Source organism: Dactylosporangium sucinum (assembly GCF_014647515.1).
Classification (GTDB): domain Bacteria; phylum Actinomycetota; class Actinomycetes; order Mycobacteriales; family Micromonosporaceae; genus Dactylosporangium; species Dactylosporangium sucinum.
The window spans coordinates 82779-99430 of the sequence record NZ_BMPI01000014.1 but is presented as its reverse complement, the minus strand read 5'-3'; the positions used below and the strand labels follow the sequence as shown (position 1 = coordinate 99430).

Here is a 16652-nt window from a genome sequence, read left to right as displayed (position 1 = left end):
TCGACCCGGACCGCCCAGTGACCCCGGTGCTGGACGCGATCGCCGGCGGTCTGGTGGTCTCCTGCCAGGCCCCGCTCGGCCATCCGCTGCGGGAGCCGTCGGTCATCGCCCGGCTCGCCGAGTGCGCCGCCCTCGGCGGCGCCGCCGCGGTGCGGGTGAACGACCCCGACGACGTCCGCGCCGTGAAGGCCGCCGTCGGCCTGCCGGTCATCGCCCTGCACAAGGTGCGGGCGGACGACCGCGACCTCATCACCCCGCGCTGGGACCTGGCCGCGGCCCTCGCCACCGCCGGGGCGGACGTGATCGCGGTCGAGGCGACCGGCCGGGCCGAGCTGCCGGTGGCCGCGTTCGTCGCCCGGATCCAGGCCGAGCTGGGCCTGCCGGTGATGGCCGACGTGGCCACGTTCGAGCAGGGCGCCGCGGCCTGGTCGGCGGGGGCGGAGCTGGTGGCCTCGACGCTCTCGGGGTACACGATGGACAGTCCACAGCAGACGGAGCCGGACCTGGACCTGGTCGCGGCGCTCGCCGCGGCCGGCGTCCGCACGGTCGCCGAGGGCCGGCTCGCCACCCCGGACCACGTGCGGACCGCGTTCGCCTCGGGGGCGTACGCGGTCGTCGTCGGCACCGCGGTCACCGACCCGGTCGCGCTCACCCGGGGCCTGGCCGCCGCGACCCCGGCCGGGCTGCGGGTGAGCCGCTGATGGACGTGATCGGCGTCGACATCGGGGGCACGAAGATCGCCGCCGCGCTCGTCTCGGCCGACGGGACGGCCGCGACGGTGGCCGGCCCGGTGCATCGCGTGCCGACGCCGGCCGCCGAGGGGCCGGCCGCGGTGCTCGCCGCGGCCGCGGGCCTCGCCCGCCGGGTCTGGCAGGAGGCCGGCGGGTCACCGGTCGCCTGCGGCGTCGGCACCGCCGGCGCCGTCGACCCGGCGGGCGTGGTCACCCACGCCACCGGCACCCTGCCGGGGTGGCGGGGGACCGACGTACGGTCCGCCCTCGCGGCCGCGCTCGGCCTGCCCGTCGTCGTGCACAACGACGTGCACGCGATGGCGGCCGGCGAGGCCCGGCTCGGGGCCGCCGCCGGTGCCCGCGACGCGCTCGTCGTCGCCGCGGGCACCGGCATCGGCGGCGCGATCGTCGTCGCGGGTGCGGTGGTGGCCGGCCGGCACGGCTTCGCCGGCAGCGTCGGCCACCTGCCCGCGGGCCGGTCCGACGGGCGGCGCTGCGGGTGCGGCGCGCTCGACCACGTCGAGGCGTACGCGGCCGGGCCCGCCATCGCCGCCGACTACGCCGCCCGCGCCGGCCGCACCGTCGTGCCCACCCTGGAGGCGGTCGCCGCGTCGGCGGACCCGGCCGCCCGCGCCGCGATCGACCTCGGCGCCGCCGTGCTCGGGGCCGGGATCGCGGCCGCGGCCAACCTGCTCGACCCCGACGTCGTCGTGCTCGGCGGCGGCGTCCTCAGTCTCGGTGACCGGTTCCTCCCGGGCGTTGACGCCGCTCTGCGCGCGGCGGCGTTGCCCGGGATCGACCGGGTGCCGTTGCGGCCCGCGGCGCTCGGCAGCGCCGCCGTGCTCGCCGGGGCCGCGCTGCTCGCAGTTGTCTAGCGCACGTCGGATCGGAGGCACAACGCACATGCCAGACGGGTCATCGGCGGGATCATCGCGATCTTGATGAGGCTTCGACAGATATGGCGGGCGTGCGCTCGGGGGCGTATGAACGGTTGACAGCCTGAGGGACTTACTGAGAGCGTTCACCGGCAACCTCGCGCTTGGCGTGGGCACCGTGTGTGAAGGACTGACGCCTGTGATCATGGCGACCATGAGTGGCCGCCCGTGTGCTACGAAGCGCGATTGACTGATCGGTACGCGCTGAGTACCTCGTTGTTCTGCGGCGGCCTCATGCCTTTGTTCCTGCATAGTCCGCAGACGTCTTCTCACACGACATGAGGTCAATTTGATCATGGATGTTCGCGTCCAGCGCTCCGTCATCGCTAACCTGTCCTTGCGGCCCAAGGCCATTGAGGTCGGGCCGTTTGTCATCGGGTGGGATCCGACCACCGATAGCCGCTTCATCAACTACGCGACGCCGCAACTCGACGCTGTCGTCACGACGGCCGACGTGACCGCACTGGTGGCGGCGTTCCGGGACATCGGCCGGGTGCCCCGGTTGGAGTACGTCGCCAGCTGCGCGCCCGACCTTGAACAGCAACTGATCGATGCCGGCTTCTCAGTGGAGGCGCGACACGACTACCTGGTCTGCTTCCCCGATTCGCTATCCGCACCAGCCACACCTGATGGGTTCGAATTCGCGGAACCGGCAACGGACGAGCAACGCGCCAGCGCCGTGACAGTGCAGAATGAAGCCTTCGGCGCAGACCCGGTCGCGACCCTGGCGGACGTCGCTCGTGTGCGGCGCATGCAAGACAACGGCGGGGTGGTGATGCTGGTCCGCAGCAACGACGGTGTCTGCGTCGCCACTGGGCAGGCGACTGCGCCACGTGCGGGGGTCAGCGAGGTGGCTGGTATCGCGGTCGGCAAGGCGTTTCGTCGGCGCGGTGTCGCTGGGGCGCTCACCGCAGCGATCACCGGGCAGTTGTTCACAACCGGTGTGGACCTTGCCTGGTTGGAGGCTTCCGGCAAGGAATCCTGGCGCGTCTACGAGCGGGTTGGCTATGTGCCAACGGGCAAGCGCCTCTACATCGCCCACGACTGACTGACCGCCGAGGCTGTCAGTTCTGCAAGCCCTGTCTACCTCAAAGCAATAAGGGAAAAGGGCGTGTCAGTGGGCTAGAAAAGGGTCTCCCCGCCAAGGGCGGACGGCCGTTGAAACACAGCCACCGGCGGTCATCGACACGATCCTGTACGTGCTGGTCTCCGGCTGTGCCTGGCGGCTCGTGCCCCACGACTTGGCCCCATGGCATACCACCTACCGGTGGTTTCGGTACTGGAGCGCGCAGAGGGTGTGGGACGACATCCACGACGCGTTACGCGACCGTGTCCGCCAGGCCGAGGGCCGCGACCCACAGCCGAGCGCCGCGGTGCTGGACTCCCAGTCGGCAAGTCCGCGTGCGGCGGCGCGCAGATCGGATTCGACGCCGGCAAGAAAGCGCGCGGCCGCAAGCGACATCTGCTGGTAGACACGTGCGGACTGCTGCTGGTCTGCGTGGTGCACTCCGCCTCGATACAAGACCGTGCCGGGGCCAGGCTGGTACTGCACTCCATCGACGAGTGCCACCCCACGATCGGGCTGATCTGGCTCGACGGCGGGTACGCCAACAGCGTCGACGCCAGCCTGATCGACTGGGCCAAACAGGAGTTGGACGTCCGGCTGGAAGTCGTCAAACGCAACGACGACGCCAAAGGCTCCCAACTGCTACCCCGCCGGTGGGTCGTCGAGCGCACGTTGGGCTGGTTGACCCGCTGCCGCAGACTGTGCCGCGACTACGAACGGACAACCGCTCACGCCGAGGACTTCATCAAGATCGCGATGGTCCGACTGATGGCCGCCCGGCTGGCAGGCCAGCAGACCCGCTACCGCGGGATTCGTACAGCAGCGGCGTAACCGTACGTCGTTCCTCAGTTACACAACACTCTCTCAGGCGCGGCGATCGCCACGGTGGCCCTCACCGCGATCGCCGTCCCGCAACCCGCACACGCCGCGACCTGCACCACCAACCCCCGCATCAGCGGCTCGTTCATCCAGCCCGTCACGGTCAACGGCGGCAGTGCCTGGTCCATGCTGGACGAGGTCGAGGTCCGCAAGTCCTGAGCACAACGGCCCGGCCGGCGGCGTCATCCCGGCCGGGCCCCGTTCGGCCGGGCCGGGTAGTGCTCGACGTCCGGCGGGCCGGGCGCCTCGAGCACGGCCTCCGCGGCGAGCAGCGCGATGTCGCGCAGGAGCCGGGCGAGGTCGACCGCCTCCAGGTATGAGCGCTGTCGCCCGCGCGTCGCCGATCGAACGGCGGCCTGGGTCCGCCAGCGCAGCTGCGTGCCGTCCGGCCGGTTGACGATCAGCTGGTCCCCGCCCGGCGAGTCGAACGAGCACCGGGCGACCTCGTCGTACGTCAGGTGGGTGGGCTGCGCCTCGCTCCTGCCGTGCCGCCAGGCGTGCCGGACCGCACGGTCGGTGAACGCGAGCAGCCCCGGCCCGTCGAGCCAGAACGCCCCCACGACGTGCTCGTCGGGCGCGATCCGCAGCCGCTGCCGGACCTCGTCGCCGGAGGGAGGGTCGGGCGACTCCCAATGCCACCTGTGGCTGCGCGCCAGGACCAGCCCGGCGGCGACGCCGGCCACCGTCGACGGCGAACCGGTCAGCCAGGGCAGCACGTTGCGGTGGTGGCGCACGTTGCGCAGCAGCCAGGCCGCGACCTGCACCAGGCGCGCGGCGGAGCGCTCGTCGTAGGGCAGTTCGTGACCGGCCGGGAGCACCGAGCGCACCATCAGCACGGCGTCGTCGTGCCGGACCGCGTCCAGCATGGCACGAAGGCCGGCCGGGGCGGCCCGGCCGGCCACGAGCTCGGCGTACTCGGCGCGCCGGTCGGGCAGGCCGCGGTCGAGGATCTGGTAGAACGCCAGCAGCCCGGCGGTCGGCAGCATCGGAATGGCGACGAAGACGGCGGCGACCAGCCCGTCGGCCGTCGACCCGGCCAGCCGGGCCAGCAGGTTCCCGGCCACGGCCGGGCCGGCGGTGAGCAGCTCGGCGACGAGCGCGGCGCGGGCGGCGTCACCGCCGGCGCCGCGGCCGGCGGCGCCGCGGGACCGGCCGCCGGTCTCGCGGCCGGTCTCGCCGCCGGACAGGAAGGCGTTCGTCAGCTCGTCCGCCGTCGGCGCGGCGCTGACGGCGGTGAACGCGATGAGCAGCTGGGCGTGCGGGGCCACCTGCTCCGGCTGCCGGCCGGCCACCGCGAACGCCTGCGCGGCGGCGCCCGGGTCGGCGAACCACCGCGGACGGGCGGCCCGCAGCAGCCGCTCGGCGAGGCCCGCGTGGCGGCGCCGGACGAGCGCGACCAGCGTCGCCGCCTCGACGGGCAGCGGAAGCCCGTCGTGCGCCAGCCGTTCGAGGTGGGCGAGGAGCCGGTCGCCCACGGGGTCCGGATCGTCGGTCCGCCCGTCTCGCCCGTCTCGCCTGTCTCGCCGGTCGAGGCCCTCGAGCAGCGCGACGAGGCGCGCGGGGCCGAAGGTGCCGGCGCGGTCCAGCAGGCGGCGGGCGGCGACCTCGTCCACGCGCCGGGCGACCGCCAGGACGACGCCGGCGAGGTCGCGGTCCGACACGCCGTCGATGCGGCCGGCCAGCAGGTGGTTGCCGTCGATCGGACGGCCGGCGGCGTGCAGGTGGACCGCGAACTCGACGAGCCGGTCCGCCGACCCGGCGGCCTCGTGCAGCAGGCGCAGCCCGTCCGCGGCCCGGCCGGTGAACCGCAGGTGGTCGGCCAGGCCGAGCAGCTCGGCGGCGGGCAGTCGGGCGGCGAGGCCGGACAGCGCCCGCCCGGCGTCGCCGGCCAGGCCCTCGGCCCACAACGCGTCCAGGACCCGGCCGGCCGCCGCGGCATCGGCGCAGGTCGCGGCGAGGCGTTCGAGCAGCCGGTCGGCGGGCTCGTTGCGGCCCGTCCGGCGCAGCCCCGCCGCGATCTCCGCGACGGCGGCGGGCGGTCGATCCAGCAGCGCGTCGGCGGCCGCGGCGTACAGCGCGAACGCGGGCTCGTCGTGGTTCGCGTCGCGCAGCGCGTCGGCGAGCGCGATCGCGTCCGGCGCCGGCATCGCCGTGACCAGGCCGGCGATGAAGTCGTCCACCTCCGGGCGGAGGTCCGAGGTCTGCAGCGCGGCGATGAGGCCGATCATGGCGGCGGGCCGGCCGATGCAGGCCTGCGCCGCCGCGTCGAGCAGCACCGCGCGGGTGGCGGCCGGCAGCTGGACCGCGAGGGCGACCACCCGGCTCGCGTCGCGGGCGGCGGCGCGGCCGAGGAGGTGGCCGCGGGCGTCCTCGGCGCCGATCTCGTCGAGGTCGGACAGCAGCCCGGCGACCTCGGCCGGCGGCCGGCGGAGTGCGGCCCCCGCCACCAGGGCGCCGAGCGCGGACGGCCACAGCCGGCCGAGCATCGCCGCCACCTCCTGCGTCGGGCGGTACGTGGCGTGGGCGGCGACGATCGGGCCGGCGTCCTCGTCCGGGTGCTCCAGGGCGAGGGCCAGCAGCGACGCCGGCGCCATCCGGAGCTGTTCGGCGGGCGGGCGCCCCGGATCCGGAGGTTCGTGGACGGGCGGTCCGGCGCCCGGTGCCGCGGCGTCCGCCGTGAGCCGGCCGCGGTTGCGGGCGATGGCGATGGTGTGGCCGCGGTTGCGGGCCCGGGCCTGCGGGGTGGGCCGCTGCTTGCCGGTGAGGTTGTGCAGCACCTGCCAGTAGATGCCGTCCATGTCGAGCAGCTCGGCCGTGTTCGGCAGGCCGTTGCGCAGCACGTCGATCAGCTCGCCGGTGAAGGCGGTGTACCGCTCCCCGGGCGGGGCGAGGGCGAGGCGGGTCTCGGCGGTGGCCGTCATGACGTAGCTGGCGTCGATGCTCACCCGGTCCGCGATGCGGGTCGCGTCGCCCATCGCGCCGGCCAGGGCGAGGCCGCTGTAGCAGCAGTCCAGCAGCACCACCTTCGACGGGCAGCGGGCCGCGGCGATCAGCCCGCGCACGTCCTCGTACCGCACCGCCGCGTGCATCGGGTCCAGCGTCGTGCGCGGCGTCGTCAGGTAGAGGTCGTCCACCCCGGCGGGATCCACCACCCCGTGGCCGGCGTAGTAGAAGACCAGCGCGTCCGTCGCGGTGCGGCACGCCTCGAACAGGGCGTCGCGGATCGCGTCCGTCGACCGGGGGTCCTGCACCACGCGGCAGTGCGACGGTGGCAGGCCCCACACCAGCGGGTCGGTGAGCAGCGCCTGCAGGTCGCGCAGGTTGGCCGGCACGGCCGGCAACGGCTCCAGCTCGGTATACGCTCCCGCGCCGACCAGGACCGCGCGGGAGCGCCGTGGGTCGGGCAGCGCCACCGGGACATTGAAGCATCCCGGCACCGCGGAACCGCTCAGCTCATCGGCCGAACGTGCGGCCGGGTGTCCACGGTGGAGGTCACGCCGGCGGCCGGTTCCTTCCCGGGGCGCAGCAGCACCAGCACGATCGCGCCGGCGAGGCAGTAGCCGGCGCCCTGCACGGCGATCACCGGGACGATGCCGAGGCGGTCGCCGAGCAGCCCCGCACCGGTCGCGCCGGCGAGCATGGCGCCCGCCTGCAGGGCGTTGGCGGCGCCGAAGACCCGGCCGCGGTACGCGTCGGTGGTATGGCGCTGGAAGACGGTGAGCAGCCCGGCGATCGCGAGCGCCCCCGGCAGGCCGGCGAGCAGGATGATCACCGCCGCGGGCCACCACGCGTCGACGACGAGCGGGTAGAGGAAGAGCGCCAGGTCGACCACCCCGAAGGCGACCGCGCCCCAGCCGGCGATCCGCCGCGGTGGCCACCGGTGCCCGACCGCGGCGGCGACGAGTCCACCGGCGATCCCCCCGCCCGCCTGCACCGCCACGATGATGCCGTAGCGGGTGGCGTCGGCGTGCAGCACGTCGCGCACGAACGGGGCCATGAGGCTGCCCATCACCGCCTCGCCGACGCCGGTGATGACGACGAAGAGCAGGACGACCCGCAGCGCCGGGCTGGCCGCGGCGACCCGTGCGCCGTCGGCCCAGTCGCGCAGCACGTGCGGCCTGGTGCCGCGCTCGTGGTCGCGGGCGGGCGTCCGGAGGCGCAGCAGCAGGGCGGCGGCGAGCGTGAAGCTGGCGATGTCGACGACGGCGAGGAGGGGCAGGCCGCCGAGCGCGGCGGTGAGTCCGCCCAGGGCGGCGCCGGCGAGCCGGGCGACGTCGCGGGCCTGGCCGTTGAGGGCGTTCGCGGCGACGAGGCTCTCGGCCGGCACCAGCTGCGGGATGACGGCGGCCTCGGCGGCGATGAAGAACTGGCTGAGCGCGCTCTGCGCGGCGGTGACCAGGTAGACGATCCACACCTGGTGCCGGTCGTGGACGGCGAGCAGGGGCAGCAGCCCGGCGGCGAGCAGCAGGTTGGTGACGACCATCGTGCGGCGGCGGTCCCACCGGTCGGCGTACACCCCGGCCAGCGACCCGAAGACCAGCTGCGGCACGAGCGAGGCCATGAGCGCGGTCGCGGAGGCGAGGGTGGACCCGGTCAGCTCGTAGACGACGTAGGTCAGCCCGACCCGCATGACCCAGTCGCCGGTGAGCGAGACCAGCCCGGCCGCCAGTAGCCACCCGAACCCGGTCCGCGCGACGAGGAGCCGCACGTCACCCTCCGGACGTGGTCGGCACGAGCGGCGTGCAGACGATCGTCAGGTCCACGGGCCGCGCGCCGGCCGGCAGTGCCGCGGGATCCCCGATCGGCCGCCGCGCGACGAGCGGCTCGATGAGCGCGTCGAGCCCCCGCCGCAGCTCGACCATCTCGTCGGCGGTGAGGTACAGCAGGCTCTGCCCGAGCCCGGTGTTGTCCCGCCACACGGCGTCGTCGTCGGCCCGGCGCCGCTGCCAGTCGGCGAGCTGGTCGAGCGCCCGCTGCGCGACGAGCTGCTCCAGCAGGTCGGCGGCGGTGCTCGTGGCGACGGTGGGCTCCCAGGAGTACGACGTGAAGGTGATCCGCCACGGCCGCTCCCGGTTGTCGGCCGCCGGTGCCTGCTCCACGAACCCGTACTTGGCCAGCTGCCGCAGGTGGTGCGACGCGAGCGCCTGGCTGACCCCCAGCTCCCGGGCCGCCTGAGCGGCGGTGACCGACCCCTCCCGCCCGACGAGCTCCCGCAGCTTGAGCCGCAACGGATGCGCCATGGCCCGGATGGCCACGGGGTCGTCGATGACCCGCTGGTTCGGCACTCCGGCCGCAGATTCGGACGATCCGGATTCCAAAGACATGCTTGGAGTCTGCGCCCGACGCCGGAAACATGTCAAGCAGTTGCTTGGAATGCCGGCGTCAGCGGCGAACGGGGCCCGTGGAGTCGCGGACGACCAGCTCCGTGGCCAGCTCGACGTGCAGCGCGTCGTGCTCGTGGCGGTCCAGCAGGCGGGTCAGCAGGGTCACCGCCATGCGGCCCAGCTCCGCCAGGGGCTGGCGGACCGTGGTCAGGGTCGGGTGGGTGGCGCGGCTGACGTCGATGTCGTCGAAGCCCGCGATCGACAGGTCCTCCGGGACCCGCAGGCCGCGTTCGGTGGCCGCCCGCAGCGCGCCCACCGCCATCTTGTCGTTGAAGCCCACCAGCGCCGTCGGGCGGTCCGCGCCGTCCAGCAGGGTACAGGCGGCGCGGTAGCCGTGCTCCGTCGCCGGCTCGGTCACGAAGCGCATCAGCGACGGGCCCGGCAGGACGCCCACGTCCGCCAGCGCCGCCAGGTAGCCCGCCGTGCGGGCGTCCGTCACCAGCCACTCGCGCGGGCCGCCGATGATGCCGACCCGGCGGTGGCCGAGGCCGACCAGGTGGGCCATCAGGGCGCGGGCGCCGGTGAAGTGGGCCGCCGAGACGGCCATGATGTCGCGCGGGGGAGCGGTCCGCGGATCGACGACCACGAACGGTACCCCCTGATCCCGCAACCGGACGAGGTCCTCGCCCGGCTCGGGCGGCAGGATCAGGATGGCCCCGTCGACGTCGGAGCGGCCCGGCAGCCGGGACAGCGCGTCGCTGCCCTGGGCCGCCTCGCCGGCGTTGAGCACCACCTCGATGCCGTGCAGGTCGGCGGCCTCGGCGATCGCCGAGACGATGATGCCGAAGTAGTCGGTCAGCAGGTACGGGCAGCGCACGTACACCGTGGTGCGGCCGGTCCGGCGGCGGGGTGCGCGGTGGCCGAGCCGGCCGACGGCCTGCAGGACCAGCTCGCGGGTGTGCGGGGCGACGTTGTCCTGGCCGTTCAGGGCGCGGGAGACGGTGGTGACCGAGAGGCCGGTCTCCGCCGCGAGCTGCCGGACGGTCGCACGGGTACGCACAGGCGCACCTTAGCAGCGCCGACTTCCAGGACTTTGATTAAGTGCGGATAAAAGTTGACGTGTTTGATTGACACGTTGACTGCTTCGGTGTTTCCTTCCTGTACCACCGCAGACCTATCGAGGACCGTCGACCCGCTCACCGCCAGTGCGGGCGACGGGGTCTATCCGGCGGGCGAGACCCTTTTGTCGAGCAAGGGAGTTCCGTCATGCCCTCAACCAAGCGGCGCCTGGTCGTCGCCGCGGCCGCAGTCGGTGCGACCGTCGCCGCCACGGTCGCCACCGTCGTGCTGGCCCCCAGTGCGTTCGCCGCCGGCGAGACCGTCAACGTGTACCTCACCACCACCTCCGACGGCGGCGGCCGCACCGTCACCCGGGGCCTGCAGCAGCAGGCGTCGATCGCGTTCGGCCCGGCCGGCGGCTCCGCCAACCAGACCATCAACGTCAACGAAGGCGTCACCTACCAGACCTTCGAGGGCGCCGGCGCGTCGATCACCGACACCACCGCGTACCTGCTGCGCGGCGGCCCGATCAGCGCGGCCACCCGCGACCAGGTCATGCAGAAGCTGTTCAGCCCGACGGCCGGCATCGGCCTGTCGTTCGTGCGCAACCCGATCGGCGCCTCCGACCTGTCGCGGCCCGGCAACGTGTCGCTCGACGACACCTGCTGCGACCTCAACGACTTCGGCAGCAACGGCTACGACACCAACGTGCGGCTGCTCACCCAGCAGGCCAGGCAGATCAACCCGGCGCTGACGGTCAAGGGCGTGCCGTGGAGCTCGCCCGGCTGGATGAAGGACAACGGCCGGATGGACCAGATGGGCTGGCTCAAGTGGGAGTACTACCCCATGTACGCCCAGTACCTGGTGAAGTACATCCAGTCCTACCAGGCGGCCGGCGTGCCGGTGAAGTACATCTCGGTGCAGAACGAGCCGAACTGCTGCCAGTCCGGCAACCCGACCGCGATGGACTACCCGGGCATGAGCTGGAACCCGTCCGGGCTCGTCGAGTTCACCAAGAACCACGTGTACCCGGCGTTCCGCGCGGCCGGCATCACCACCAAGGTGCTCATCCACGACTGGAACTACGGCGACTACGCGAACTTCGGCGCCGCCATCCTGGCCGACGCGGGCGTGCGCAACGATCCGCTGTTCGGCGGCATCGCGTGGCACGGGTACTTCGGTGACCCGGCGGTCGGCACCCAGGTGCACAACCAGTATCCGTCGGTCAAGCAGTTCAGCACCGAGCACTCCGGCGGCACCTGGATCTCCAACCAGCACAACGAGGACATGGCCGACATCGTCAACTACGCCCGGAACTGGAGCGGCAGCCTGGTCAAGTGGAGCCTGGCGCTCAACCAGAACATGGGCCCGCACAACGGCGGCTGCGGCACCTGCACCGGCCTGATCACGGTCCAGGAGGGCGGCTCGCGCGCGGGCCAGGTCGACTACACCATCGAGTACTACACGACCGGCCACCTGACCAAGTTCGTCCGCCCGGGCGCGGTGCGCATCGACTCCAACAACACCGCCGTGCAGAACGTGGCCTGGCGCAACACCGACGGCTCCAAGGCGCTCATCGCGCACAACCCCGGCACCGGCTCCCAGTCGATCCGGGTGAACTGGAACGGCCAGTCCTTCGTGTACACCCTGCCCGCCCGCACCACCGCCACCTTCACCTGGCAGGACAACGTGTCGAACCCGACGCCGACCGCCACCACCAGCCAGCCGCCGACCGGCGGCACCGGCCAGATCACGGGCATCGGCGGCAAGTGCGTCGACGTGGCCGGCGCGGCGACCGCCAACGGCACCGCGGTGCAGCTCTACACCTGCAACGGCACCGGCGCCCAGCAGTGGACCCGGGCGAGCGACGGCACGCTGCGCGCGCTGGGCAAGTGCCTGGACGTCAGCGGCCCCAGCTCGGCCGACGGCACCGTGACCCACCTGTGGGACTGCCACACCGGCAGCAGCCAGAAGTGGACGTACAACGCGAGCACCCAACAGCTCGTGAACCAGTACTCCGGCAAGTGCCTCGACGCCACGGGCAACAGCTCGGCCGACGGCACCCGCCTGCAGATCTGGACCTGCACCACCGGCGCCAACCAGAAGTGGTCCGTGCCCGCGTAGGCGCGGCCCCGGGGCCGCCGCCGTTTCCTCGACGGCGGCGGCCCCGCCCCGGACCGTTCCGGCGACGACCCGCCGGCCTTGCTGCGCTGACGTTGCGTGGACGGCGCCCCGTACGGTGGTGCGCATGGCGCGCATCCTGCTGGACACCCCCGCCGTCACGCCGGCACTCGGTTACGACCGCATCGCGATCGCCCTGTCGACGCTGATCCAGGAGAGCGAGCCGCGGTTCGCCGTGGGCGTCTTCGGCGGCTGGGGGTCGGGCAAGACGACCCTGATGGACACCATCCGCGCGGAGCTGCGCAACCCGAGCACGCTCAAGGTGGTGTTCAACGGGTGGCGGTACGAGCGGGAACCCCACCTCATCGTCCCGCTGCTGGACACCATCCGCGGCGCGGTGGTCGCCCACGCCGACTCGCCGGAGGGGCGGCCGGTCCGGGAGAAGCTGCTGGCGATCGCGTCCCGGATCGGTCAGGTCGTGCGGGCGCTGGTGAGCGGCCTGTCGGGCAAGATGACGGTCGGCGTGGCCGAGGTGACCTTCGACGCCGCCAAGTCGGTCGAGGCCCTCGGCAACGGGCACCAGCGGCCGGCGCAGGAGGCGCAGTCGCTGTACTTCGCCTGCTTCGAGCAGCTCGCCGGCGCCTTCGCCGACCTGCGGGAGGACGGTGGCGTCGACCGGGTCGTGGTGTTCGTCGACGACCTGGACCGCTGCCTGCCGCAGAACGCGCTGAGCGTCATCGAGTCGATGAAGCTGTTCTTCGACCTCACCGGCTTCGTGTTCGTCGTCGGCATCGACCAGCGGGTCCTGGAGCAGGCGATCCGCGAGCGGCTCACCGGGTTCCAGGCCGCCGCGGCCGACGACCGCAGCCTCCGGCTGGCCGAGCGCGAGTACGTGAAGAAGATCTTCCAGGTGCCGTACGAGCTGCCGCCGATGGACGCCCAGCAGCTCGACGACCTGCTCACGGCGGTCTACGAGACCGCGAAGATCGACGGCGAGCAGCTCGACGACCTGCAGCAGACGGTCCGCCCGTACCTGGCCCACCTCGCCATCGAGGGCCAGGTCAACCCGCGCGAGGTCAAGCGGTTCATCAACGCCTACACGCTGCAGATGCTCATCCGGCCGCAGCTCGACCGGGCGGCCGTGCTCGCCGTGCAGACCGTGGTCTTCCGCTACGACTGGGCGCTGTACGACATCCTGCGGGCCGAGACCGAGGCCCTGCCGCAGGCGATCAAGCAGTACCGCGACGGCGAGGACTCCGCCCTGACCGACCTGTGGCCCGAGCAGATCGGCGCGTTGCCCACCGACCTGGCGCAGTTCCTGCGCTCGGCCGAGGCCGCGCCGCTGACCCGGCAGGACCTGCGCACCTACCTGACGAGCGTCGAGGCGACGGCCCCGACCGAGGGCTGGGTCGGCCGCGCGTACATCCTCATCGGCCGGCTGCGCCGCATCGCCCGCCAGGGCACGGCGAGCCTCGAACAGGACGCCCCCGGCACCCAGCTCGACCGGATCAGCCGCGAGCTCGCCTCGGCCGCGGCGGACCTGCGCTCGGCCGTCGTCGACGAGCAGCGCGGCAGCGAGCGCTTCGCCGAGCACCTCGACGGCCTCCTCGACCTGGGCCGCGCGATCAGCAGCCAGCAGGCGGCGAGCTGGTCGCAGGCCGTGGAGCGGTGCATCGGCAACCTCCAGCGCGAGCTGCGCCTGCTGCGCGCCACGCCGGCCCGCCCGCTGCCCGCCGACTGAGCGACGTCAGGTCGCGGCGGCTCTGAGGGTGAAGCCGCCGCCCTCGCGGCGGCCCACGCTCAGCGAGCAGCCGGCCGCGTCCAGGCGCTCGTGGAGGCCCTTCAGGCCGTGGCCCACGCCCGCCGCGGCCGCCGGGCCGCGGCCGTCGTCGGTGATCTCGACCCAGTCGCGGCCGACGGTGATCCAGCAGTGCTTGGCCTCGCTGTGGCGGACCACGTTCGTCACGCCCTCGCGGACGACCCAGGCGAACAGCTCCTGGCGGCCCGGGTCGGCGGCGTCGCCGGTGAGGGGCACCTCGGCCTCGATGCCGGCCGCGTCGAGGGCGCTGCGGGCCGACACCAGCTCCGTGGCCAGGGACATCTCGCGGTAGCCCGAGACGGCGGCCCGCACGTCGGCCAGCGCCTCCCGGACGAGCCGCTGGATGTCCTCCAGCTCCGCCTCGGCGCGCTCCGGGGCCAGGCGGACCAGGCGGCCGGCCAGCTCGCTCTTCACCGACACGACGGTGAGGGAGTGGCCGAGCAGGTCGTGCAGGTCGCGGGCGAACCGGTTGCGCTCCGCGGCGACGGCCAGCTCGGTGATCTCCTCGCGGGCCTCGGCGAGCTGGGCGTTGCGCTGCACGACCCGGGTCACGCCCCACACCGCCAGGGCGGCGACCATGACCGCGAACGTCAGGTCGATCCCGCCGTCCCAGCCGGGCACGACGCGGGGCAGCACGAACGCCGTCAGCGCGGCGGCGCCGACGACCGACCAGGCATACCCGGGAGGCAGCGTGAACACCGCGATCACGCCCACGTAGACGAGGGCGGTGAGGCCCGACTCGCCGGCCACGAGCGTCAGGGCGACGGTGAGGGCGACCATGACGCCGAGCCGGACGAGCGCCTCGGGCATCCGCAGGTAGGTGCCGGTGCGCTTGGTGGCGGACCGCGCGGCGAGGAACGAGCGCAGGTAGACCACGCAGAACGCGAGCGCGGCGGCCAGGCCGGCGATCCGCTCCCAGAGGACCGGCCGCTGCCAGGCGTCGGCGACCGGGCCGGCCATGTAGAACAGCCACACCGCCGCCCACAGCCAGAAGAACCTGGCCATGCGGCGGCGGGTCGGCTCGGTCATGACGACCATCTTGTCGGTCAGGCCCGCGCGGTGTCGACCCGGAAGCGGCGCAGGGCGACCAGGCCGAGCACCACCGTCCAGCCGAGCAGGACCAGGACCGCCTGGCCGTCGACGTGGCCGCCGTCGAGCGGGCTGCGGGCCACCTCGCCGGTCCAGTACGACGGGGTGAACCGGGCGATCTCCCGCAGGACGCGGGGCATCAGGTCGACCGGCACCCACAGGCCGCCGAACGCGGCGAGCACCAGGTTGATGAGCGCGCCGACCTGCTGGACGCTGTCGGGCTTGGCGATGTAGCCGAGGACCACGCCGAGCGCGGCGAACGGCAGCGACGACAGCCAGGCGCCGGCGAAGCACAGCAGCCACTCGGCCGCGGTGAGCCGCACGTGCAGGGCGGCGGCGCCGATGATGAACGTGACGACGACCGGCGGGACGGCCACGAACAGGGCCAGCACGACCTTGTTCAGCACGTAGGCGCCCGGGGAGAGCGGGGTCAGCCGCAGCGTGCGGTTCCAGCCGAGGCCGCGCTCGACGGCGATCGTGCCGCCGCTGGACAGGGCGGCGGACATGGCGCCGAAGAGGGCCATGCTCACCATGACGTACTTCCTGGCGTCGGGGTCGTTGCCGACCGACACGCCGCCGATGATGAGCACGAGCAGGGCCGGCAGCAGGGTGGAGAAGATGACGACGCGCTTGTTGCGGAAGAGGCGGACGGCCTCCAGGCGCAGGTAGGTGAGGTTCACTGGGCGCTCCCGGCGGCGGTGAGGGCGATGAAGGCGTCTTCGAGGTTGCGGCTGGTGACCTCGACGTCGTAGGCCGCGGTGGTGGTGAGCAGGCCGCGCAGGGCGGCGTCGGAGTCGTTGCAGTGCAGCAGCACCACGTCGCCGCGGGTCTCGACCCGGTCGACGCCGGGCAGCGCGGCCAGGGCGGCCAGGTCGGCCCCGGGGACCGTGGCCCGGATGACGCGGCCGGTGACGGCGGCCTTGATCTGCGCCGCGGTACCGTCGGCGATGAGCTTTCCGGAGCGCAGCAGGACGATGCGGTCGGCGTAGGCGTCGGCCTCGTCGAGGTAGTGCGTGGCGAAGAGCACCGTGCGGCCGCCGGCGGTCTGCTCGCGCATGGTGGTCCAGAACGCGCGGCGGGACTCGACGTCGAGGCCGGTCGTGGGCTCGTCGAGGACGAGCAGCTCGGGGTCGGCGACGAGGGCCATCGCGAAGCGGACCCGCTGCTGCTGGCCCCCGGAGAGGCCGCCGACCTTCTGGCCGGCGAACGGCTCGACGCCGGCCTCGCGCAGCACCTCGCCGACCGGGCGGGCCTTGCGCTGCAGCCCCGCGGCCAGCCGCACGGTCTCGGCGGCGGTGAGGTCGGGCAGCAGCCCGCCGGTCTGCAGCAGCGCGCCGACGGCGCCGCGGGCGACGGCGCGGGCCGGCGGCTGCCCGTCGAGCAGCACGGTGCCGCTGTCCGGCCGCAGCAGGCCGAGGATCATGTCGATCGTCGTGGACTTGCCGGCGCCGTTGGGCCCGAGGAGCGCGACGACCTCGCCCCGGCGGATCGTGAGGTCGACCCCGCCGACGGCGGTGACCGCGCCGAAGGCCTTGGTGAGGCCGGTCAGCTGGACTGCTGGGTTCGTCATGGCAATGAGCATCGCGGGGACCGGGGCCGCGCACGGCTGTGTCGCGTCACCCGCACCCC

General features: G+C 73.5%; 14 protein-coding genes and 1 pseudogene. 8 read left to right on the top strand and 7 right to left on the bottom strand.

Translation table 11 applies throughout. The features are described 5' to 3' along the window. Positions 1-17 precede the first annotated feature (17 nt). The 6 genes and pseudogenes from IEZ31_RS16520 to IEZ31_RS16500 all read left to right on the top strand — a co-directional run bounded on the left by IEZ31_RS16520 (position 18) and on the right by IEZ31_RS16500 (position 3770). A complete protein-coding gene (locus IEZ31_RS16520; protein ID WP_190250743.1) occupies positions 18-701 on the top strand; it encodes an N-acetylmannosamine-6-phosphate 2-epimerase in 684 nt (227 codons plus the stop codon). Then, the gene (locus IEZ31_RS16515) at positions 701-1606 is read left to right on the top strand and encodes an ROK family protein (RefSeq protein ID WP_190250742.1); all 906 of its coding nucleotides are present in this window, start codon (positions 701-703) and stop codon (positions 1604-1606) included. Before IEZ31_RS16520 ends, IEZ31_RS16515 begins: the two co-directional genes overlap by 1 nt. A 355-nt stretch (positions 1607-1961) precedes the next feature. Beyond that, on the top strand, positions 1962-2714 hold the full coding sequence (locus IEZ31_RS16510; protein ID WP_190250741.1) for a GNAT family N-acetyltransferase: 753 nt from the start codon (positions 1962-1964) through the stop codon (positions 2712-2714). A gap of 109 nt (positions 2715-2823) precedes the next feature. Then, positions 2824-3138 (top strand): annotated as a pseudogene (locus tag IEZ31_RS59375) (transposase); the annotation flags it as partial. Then, entirely contained in the window at positions 3084-3563 is a 480-nt protein-coding gene (locus IEZ31_RS16505; RefSeq protein WP_373294619.1) for a transposase, read from the top strand. The pseudogene IEZ31_RS59375 and the gene IEZ31_RS16505, both read left to right, overlap by 55 nt. 54 nt (positions 3564-3617) lie before the next feature. Next, on the top strand, positions 3618-3770 hold the full coding sequence (locus tag IEZ31_RS16500; protein ID WP_190250740.1) for a hypothetical protein: 153 nt from the start codon (positions 3618-3620) through the stop codon (positions 3768-3770). A gap of 23 nt (positions 3771-3793) precedes the next feature. Here the strand turns inward: IEZ31_RS16500 and IEZ31_RS16495 are convergent, their stop codons facing one another. The 4 genes from IEZ31_RS16495 to IEZ31_RS16480 are packed head-to-tail and all read right to left on the bottom strand — an operon-like array spanning position 3794 to position 9995. Continuing rightward, positions 3794-7024, bottom strand: coding sequence for a caspase, EACC1-associated type (locus IEZ31_RS16495; RefSeq protein WP_190250739.1), 3231 nt, complete (start codon positions 7022-7024; stop codon positions 3794-3796). A 35-nt stretch (positions 7025-7059) separates the two neighbouring features. After that, the gene (locus IEZ31_RS16490) at positions 7060-8319 is read right to left on the bottom strand and encodes an MFS transporter (protein WP_190250738.1); all 1260 of its coding nucleotides are present in this window, start codon (positions 8317-8319) and stop codon (positions 7060-7062) included. 1 nt (position 8320) lies between these two features. Next, positions 8321-8935 carry a helix-turn-helix domain-containing protein gene (locus IEZ31_RS16485; protein WP_190250737.1) on the bottom strand — a complete coding sequence of 205 codons (615 nt, stop codon included), beginning with the start codon at positions 8933-8935 and terminating at the stop codon, positions 8321-8323. Between the two features lie 58 nt (positions 8936-8993). After that, a complete protein-coding gene (locus IEZ31_RS16480; RefSeq protein ID WP_190250736.1) occupies positions 8994-9995 on the bottom strand; it encodes a LacI family DNA-binding transcriptional regulator in 1002 nt (333 codons plus the stop codon). Between the two features lie 206 nt (positions 9996-10201). Between IEZ31_RS16480 and IEZ31_RS16475 the strand changes: the two genes are divergently transcribed. Together IEZ31_RS16475 and IEZ31_RS16470 are read left to right on the top strand one after the other, a co-directional pair. After that, positions 10202-12118 carry a ricin-type beta-trefoil lectin domain protein gene (locus IEZ31_RS16475; protein WP_190250735.1) on the top strand — a complete coding sequence of 639 codons (1917 nt, stop codon included), beginning with the start codon at positions 10202-10204 and terminating at the stop codon, positions 12116-12118. A 124-nt stretch (positions 12119-12242) separates the two neighbouring features. Then, on the top strand, positions 12243-13856 hold the full coding sequence (locus tag IEZ31_RS16470) for a KAP family P-loop NTPase fold protein (protein WP_190250734.1): 1614 nt from the start codon (positions 12243-12245) through the stop codon (positions 13854-13856). Positions 13857-13862: 6 nt separating this feature from the next. Here the strand turns inward: IEZ31_RS16470 and IEZ31_RS16465 are convergent, their stop codons facing one another. The 3 genes from IEZ31_RS16465 to IEZ31_RS16455 are packed head-to-tail and all read right to left on the bottom strand — an operon-like array spanning position 13863 to position 16593. After that, positions 13863-14963, bottom strand: a complete 1101-nt coding sequence (locus tag IEZ31_RS16465; RefSeq protein ID WP_190250733.1) for a sensor histidine kinase — start codon at positions 14961-14963, stop codon at positions 13863-13865. 17 nt (positions 14964-14980) lie between these two features. Beyond that, positions 14981-15703, bottom strand: coding sequence for an ABC transporter permease (locus IEZ31_RS16460; RefSeq protein WP_190250732.1), 723 nt, complete (start codon positions 15701-15703; stop codon positions 14981-14983). After that, positions 15700-16593, bottom strand: coding sequence for an ABC transporter ATP-binding protein (locus IEZ31_RS16455; RefSeq protein WP_229835223.1), 894 nt, complete (start codon positions 16591-16593; stop codon positions 15700-15702). Before IEZ31_RS16455 ends, IEZ31_RS16460 begins: the two co-directional genes overlap by 4 nt. Between the last annotated feature and the right edge of the window lie 59 nt (positions 16594-16652).